Annotated in this window: 6 protein-coding genes; 4 read left to right on the top strand and 2 right to left on the bottom strand. The window is 72.5% G+C overall.

What is annotated here, in order from left to right:
* Nucleotides 1-101 precede the first annotated feature (101 nt).
* Both AC07DW_RS22950 and AC07DW_RS22945 read right to left on the bottom strand, forming a co-directional pair.
* Complete coding sequence (locus AC07DW_RS22950; RefSeq protein ID WP_478859542.1) at nt 102-563, bottom strand: hypothetical protein; 462 nt, start codon at nt 561-563, stop codon at nt 102-104.
* A 144-nt stretch (nt 564-707) separates the two neighbouring features.
* On the bottom strand, nt 708-1,382 hold the full coding sequence (locus tag AC07DW_RS22945; protein WP_478859541.1) for a helix-turn-helix domain-containing protein: 675 nt from the start codon (nt 1,380-1,382) through the stop codon (nt 708-710).
* Nucleotides 1,383-1,620: 238 nt separating this feature from the next.
* Between AC07DW_RS22945 and aroA the strand changes: the two genes are divergently transcribed.
* From aroA to AC07DW_RS22925, 4 genes are all read left to right on the top strand, one after another.
* Nucleotides 1,621-2,850, top strand: a complete 1,230-nt coding sequence (gene aroA / locus AC07DW_RS22940) for a 3-phosphoshikimate 1-carboxyvinyltransferase (RefSeq protein WP_478859540.1) — start codon at nt 1,621-1,623, stop codon at nt 2,848-2,850.
* A 46-nt stretch (nt 2,851-2,896) separates the two neighbouring features.
* A complete protein-coding gene (gene dxr / locus AC07DW_RS22935; protein ID WP_478859539.1) occupies nt 2,897-4,147 on the top strand; it encodes a 1-deoxy-D-xylulose-5-phosphate reductoisomerase in 1,251 nt (416 codons plus the stop codon).
* The gene (locus tag AC07DW_RS22930; RefSeq protein ID WP_478859538.1) at nt 4,144-5,445 is read left to right on the top strand and encodes a M50 family metallopeptidase; all 1,302 of its coding nucleotides are present in this window, start codon (nt 4,144-4,146) and stop codon (nt 5,443-5,445) included. The genes dxr and AC07DW_RS22930 overlap by 4 nt, the downstream gene beginning before the upstream one ends.
* A gap of 139 nt (nt 5,446-5,584) precedes the next feature.
* A partial coding sequence (locus AC07DW_RS22925) for a flavodoxin-dependent (E)-4-hydroxy-3-methylbut-2-enyl-diphosphate synthase (RefSeq protein WP_350985938.1) occupies nt 5,585-5,748 on the top strand: 164 nt, incomplete at its 3' end.

The raw sequence follows: 5,748 nt of genomic DNA, 5'->3' as shown, positions 1-5,748 counted from the left end.
TGCTTACCCTCTCCCTCCCGCAGTTCCGCACGGTTGCTGTGTCTGCCTTCCTCCCCCCCCCCCCCCCCCCCCCCCCCCCCCCCCCCCCGCCGCGGGGCCCGTCAGATGTCGATGACCCGGTAGGCGATGGTGTAGACGCCGCCGGACCCTTCGAGCGAGCGGTACTGGATCTCGGCACCCGCCTCGCTGCCGGTGGCGAGCGTCGCGCCCAGCTTGTCGTCGCCGCTCGTCGTGTCGTAGTCCCACAGCGTCATGGTGCGCGCCTGCTCCTTGCCGAGGACCAGGGCCGCGTTGCCGTTGCCGTCGGTCATCGACCGTACGTAACCCGGGCCCATCGTCTGGTACTTGAGGTTGCCCGGCCACACCTTGACGGCATTGCCGTTGGCGTCGGTGACCTTCAGGTAGGCCTCGTCGTGGTCGCCCTCGCTCTGCTGGTGGCAGGTCAGCTCCAGCAGTTCGATGCGGACGTAGTCGATCGGCTCGGCCTGGGCCGTCCCGGCGAACCCGGCGGCGCCGGCGATCGACAGGAAGGCGGCCGCGGCCACTCGAGCGATTCCACGCATTGTCGTTCTCCCCCATGGATGGTGTGGTGGCCCCGCGTCGTTCCGCGGGGCCCGTGCCGTCCCCCGGCACGACTCCACCCTGCCCGCCCGGACCACCCCGTATCTACGCGCGTTCCACTGAGCGGAACACCCCGGGCCACGCCCTCACGGCACCACCTCGGCCCCCGACCGGGCCAGCGCGCGGGACACGGCGGAGGCCGCCTCGGCGACCCGGCCCGCCACCACCTCCAGCCGCTGGCCCGACCCGACCATCGCGGCCACCGCCCCCACCACGGCCCCCGCCGGCGACCGCACCGGCAGCGCGGCACAGCACACCCCGGCGACCACGTCCTCCCGGTCCAGTACGGCACCGCCGCGCACCGGGCCGCGCAGCGCCTTGCCCAGCGCCGTGTCCAGCGAGAACGCCTCACCGTCGCGGACCGGCACCAGCGGCTCCACCCGGCCGGGCACCGAACACACGGTCAGGGCCTGCTCCTCGCGCAGCACCGCCAGCACCGCACTGCCCCCGGTGGCCGCCCGCAGCCGGTGCAGCGGCAGTCGTCCCGCCGCGCGCAGCCCCGGGTGCGGCTGCCACGCCTGGCCGAGCCGGTAGAGCTGCGCGCCCAGCCGGTAGCGCAGACCACGGCGCTCGACGGCCTCCAGGGCCACCAACTGCTCCAGCAGCCGGTGGGCCGTGCTCTTGGGTACCCCGCAGGCGACCGCGAGCTCGGTCACCCCCGCCTCGTCGCCGTGCTGCCGCAGGGCCTCCAGCAGCGCGAACGCCCCCTCCAGCACGCCGCGTCCCCTGCCCGTCGCCCGCGCGCGTACAGCTGTGTCCATGGCATCCCCCCGGATGACGTGGCCCGGCCGCGTCCCCCGAACGACCGCGCGGCCCCGGCACATGGTGTCCGCGAACATGTTCCCCGGACCGGCGCGCCGAGCGAAACCGTTCCGCCGTGTCGCCCCGCACACAACGCGGGGGACACAGCCGAACACGCCCGCCCGCCGCCCGGCGCGCCCGCCGCCCAGCACCTGAGACGCCCGGCGCCCGTCCCGCCCGGAACGGCAGGATGGCGCCGTGACCGTCATCGACATCCCCGGCTCCAAGTCCGTCACCGCCCGCGCCCTGTTCCTCGCCGCCGCGGCAGAGGGCACCACCACGCTCGTCCGCCCCCTCGCCTCCGACGACACCGAAGGGTTCGCCCAGGGGCTCAGCGCCCTCGGGTACGAGGTCGAGCGCGCCGCGCACCGGTGGCGGATCCAGGGCCGCCCCGCCGGGCCCGCCGCCACGGCCGCCGACGTCCACTGCCGTGACGGCGCCACCACCGCCCGGTTCCTGCCGGCGCTCGCCGCCACCGGGCACGGCGACTTCCGGTTCGACGCCTCCGCGCAGATGCGCCGCCGCCCCCTCGCACCGCTCACCCAGGCCCTGCGCACCCTGGGCGTCGACCTGCGCCACGAGGAGGCCGAGGGCCACCACCCGCTGCGGATCGCCGCCCGTGGCGTCAAGGGCGGCGCGGTCACCCTGGACGCGGGCCAGTCGTCCCAGTACCTCACCGCCCTGCTGATGCTCGGCCCGCTCACCGCCGAGGGCCTGTCCATCACCGTGACGGACCTGGTCTCGGAGCCGTACGTCGACATCACCCTCGCGATGATGCGGTCCTTCGGCGCCCGCCCCACCCGCGACGGCGACGTCTTCACCGTGCCGCCCACCGGCTACCGCGCCACCACCTACGCCGTCGAGCCCGACGCCTCCACCGCGAGCTACTTCTTCGCCGCCGCCGCCCTCACCGGCCGCGAGGTCACCGTCCCCGGGCTCGGCACCGGCGCCCTCCAGGGCGACCTCGGCTTCGTCGACGTCCTGCGCCGCATGGGCGCCGACGTCACGATCGCCGCGGACGGGACCACCGTGCGCGGCACCGGCCGCCTCCACGGCCTCACCGTCAACATGCGCGACATCTCCGACACCATGCCCACCCTGGCCGCCCTGGCGCCGTACGCGGACGGCCCGGTACGCGTCGAGGACGTCGCCAACACCCGTGTCAAGGAGTGCGACCGCCTCCAGGTGTGCGCCGACAACCTCCGCCGCCTCGGCATCACCGCCACCACGGGCCCGGACTGGATCGAGATCCACCCGGGCACCCCGGCCCCCGCCGAGATCGTCACCCACGGCGACCACCGCATCGTGATGTCGTTCGCCGTCACCGGCCTGCGTACCCCCGGCATCTCCTTCGACGACCCCGGCTGCGTACGCAAGACGTTCCCGGACTTCCACACCCACTGGGAGGCGTTCACATCCCCGGCTTAGGGGATGCCGCGTCCGGGCATGGCGCGGATGCGGCAAGAATGGGGGCATGAGCGACAGCCCAGCCCCCCTCGCAGACCCGCACATCGCCTTCGATCCGGCCGAAGGCCGCCGGGACGTCGTCGTCCTGGGCTCCACCGGGTCCATCGGCACCCAGGCCATCGACCTGGTGCTGCGCAACCCCGACCGCTTCCGCGTCACCGCCCTGTCCGCCGCCGGCGGCCGGGCGGGGCTCCTCGCCGAGCAGGCGCGCCGGCTTCGGGTGCGTACGGTGGCCGTGGCGCGCGAGGAGGCCGTGCCCGCGCTGCGGGAGGCGCTGAAGGAGCAGTACGGCACGGAGCCGCTGCCCGAGATCCTCGCCGGACCGGACGCCGCCACCCAGGTGGCCGCCTCCGAGTGCCACACCGTGCTCAACGGCATCACCGGCTCCATCGGCCTCGCGCCGACCCTGGCCGCCCTCGAAGCGGGCCGGACGCTCGCCCTCGCCAACAAGGAGTCGCTGATCGTCGGCGGCCCGCTGGTGAAGGCCGTCGCCAAGCCGGGCCAGATCATCCCGGTCGACTCCGAGCACGCCGCGCTCTTCCAGGCGCTGGCCGCCGGCACCCGCGCCGACGTCCGGAAACTGGTCGTCACCGCCTCCGGCGGCCCCTTCCGCGGCCGTACGCGCGCGGAACTGGCCCACGTCACCCGCGAGGACGCCCTTGCGCACCCCACCTGGGCCATGGGGCCGGTGATCACCGTCAACAGCGCGACGCTCGTCAACAAGGGCCTGGAAGTCATCGAGGCGCACCTGCTCTACGACATCCCCTTCGACCGCATCGAGGTGGTCGTCCACCCGCAGTCGTACGTGCACTCGATGGTCGAGTTCACCGACGGGTCCACCCTGGCCCAGGCCACCCCGCCCGACATGCGCGGTCCGATCGCCATCGGCATCGGCTGGCCCGACCGCGTCCCCGGCGCCGCGCCCGCTTTCGACTGGTCCACGGCCTCCACCTGGGAGTTCTTCCCGCTCGACACGGAGGCCTTCCCGTCCGTCGGCCTCGCCCGCCACGTCGGACAGCTCGGCGGCACGGCCCCGGCGGTGTTCAACGCCGCGAACGAGGAGTGCGTGGAGGCGTTCCTCGACGGGCGGCTCCCCTTCAACGGCATCATGGACACGGTCACGGCCGTGGTGACCGAGCACGGCACCCCGGCCGGGGGAACCTCCCTGACCATGCAGGACGTCCTGGAGGCGGAGACCTGGGCACGTGCCCGGGCCCGTGAACTGACGGCGAAGGCGACCGCGGAGGCTCGCGCATGACGATTCTTTTGACGATCCTCGGCATCGCGCTCTTCGGCGTCGGGCTGCTGTTCTCCATCGCCTGGCACGAGCTCGGCCACCTCTCCACGGCCAAGCTCTTCGGCATTCGCGTACCGCAGTACATGGTGGGCTTCGGCCCCACCGTCTGGTCGCGGAAGAAGGGCGAGACCGAGTACGGCGTCAAGGCCATCCCGGCCGGCGGCTACATCCGCATGATCGGCATGTTCCCGCCCGGCGACGACGGCCGCATAGAGGCACGCTCCACCTCCCCGTTCCGCGGCATGATCGAGGACGCCCGGTCGGCGGCGTACGAGGAGCTCCAGCCGGGCGACGAGACGCGGCTGTTCTACACGCGCAAGCCGTGGAAGCGCGTCATCGTGATGTTCGCCGGCCCCTTCATGAACCTGGTCCTCGCCGTCGCGATCTTCCTCGGCGTCTCGATGACCTTCGGGTACGCGACCCAGACGACGGAGGTCGCCGGGGTACAGAAGTGCGTCATCGAGCAGAGCGAGAAGCGCGACACCTGCGCCAAGAGCGACCCGGTCTCCCCGGCCCACGCCGCCGGGCTCAGGCCGGGCGACAGGATCGTCGGCTTCGACGGCGAGCCCGTCGACGACTGGGCGACCCTCTCACAGCGCATCCGCGACACCATCGGCCCCGCCGACCTCACCGTCGTCCGCGACGGCAAGGAGCTGACCCTCCACCCCACGCTGATCGAGAACGAGGTCCCCCGTAAGGACGAGGACGGCGAGGTGGTCGCCGACAAGTACATCCAGGCCGGCTACCTCGGCTTCGCCGCCAGGACGGAGATCCTGCCGCTCAGCTTCGGCCAGTCCGTGGACCGCATGGGCGACATGATCGAGAACGGCGTCGAGTCCATCGTCGCCCTGCCCTCCAAGGTCCCCGACCTGTGGAACGCGGCGTTCAGCGACGGCGAGCGCAAGGCGGACTCCCCGGTGGGCGTCGTCGGTGCCGCCCGGATCAGCGGCGAGGTGATGAACCTGGACATCCCCACGCAGAACATCATCGCGACGTTCCTGACGCTGCTGGCCGGGTTCAACCTCTCCCTCTTCCTGTTCAACATGCTGCCCCTGCTGCCCCTGGACGGCGGGCACATCGCGGGAGCGCTCTGGGAGTCCGTGCGCCGGAACGTGGCCAAGGTCTTCCGGCGGCCCGACCCGGGACCGTTCGACGTCGCCAAGCTGATGCCGGTCGCCTACGTGGTGGCGGGGATCTTCATCTGCTTCACGCTGCTCGTGCTGGTGGCGGACATCGTCAACCCGGTGAAAATCTCATAGTCGCACGGCGTACGTACGTGTGAACGACAACGGCCGGACACCCCTGCGGTGTCCGGTCGTGTCATCGAGGGGCTGTAATCTCGAAGCCGGAGCCCGCCGATCTCGGGACCTCGATCCACACCTTGGGGTTGCACAGCAGATGACCGCGATTTCTCTCGGTATCCCGTCCGTTCCGACCAAGCTGGCCGACCGCCGTGTCAGCCGCAAGATCCAGGTCGGCTCGGTGGCCGTGGGCGGGGACGCGCCCGTGTCGGTGCAGTCGATGACCACGACGCGGACGTCGGACATCGGTGCCACGCTTCA

This window comes from Streptomyces sp. NPDC045701 (assembly GCF_056432045.1).
Note: the sequence above shows the minus strand (reverse complement) of the source record. Positions and strands in the feature narration are given on the sequence as shown.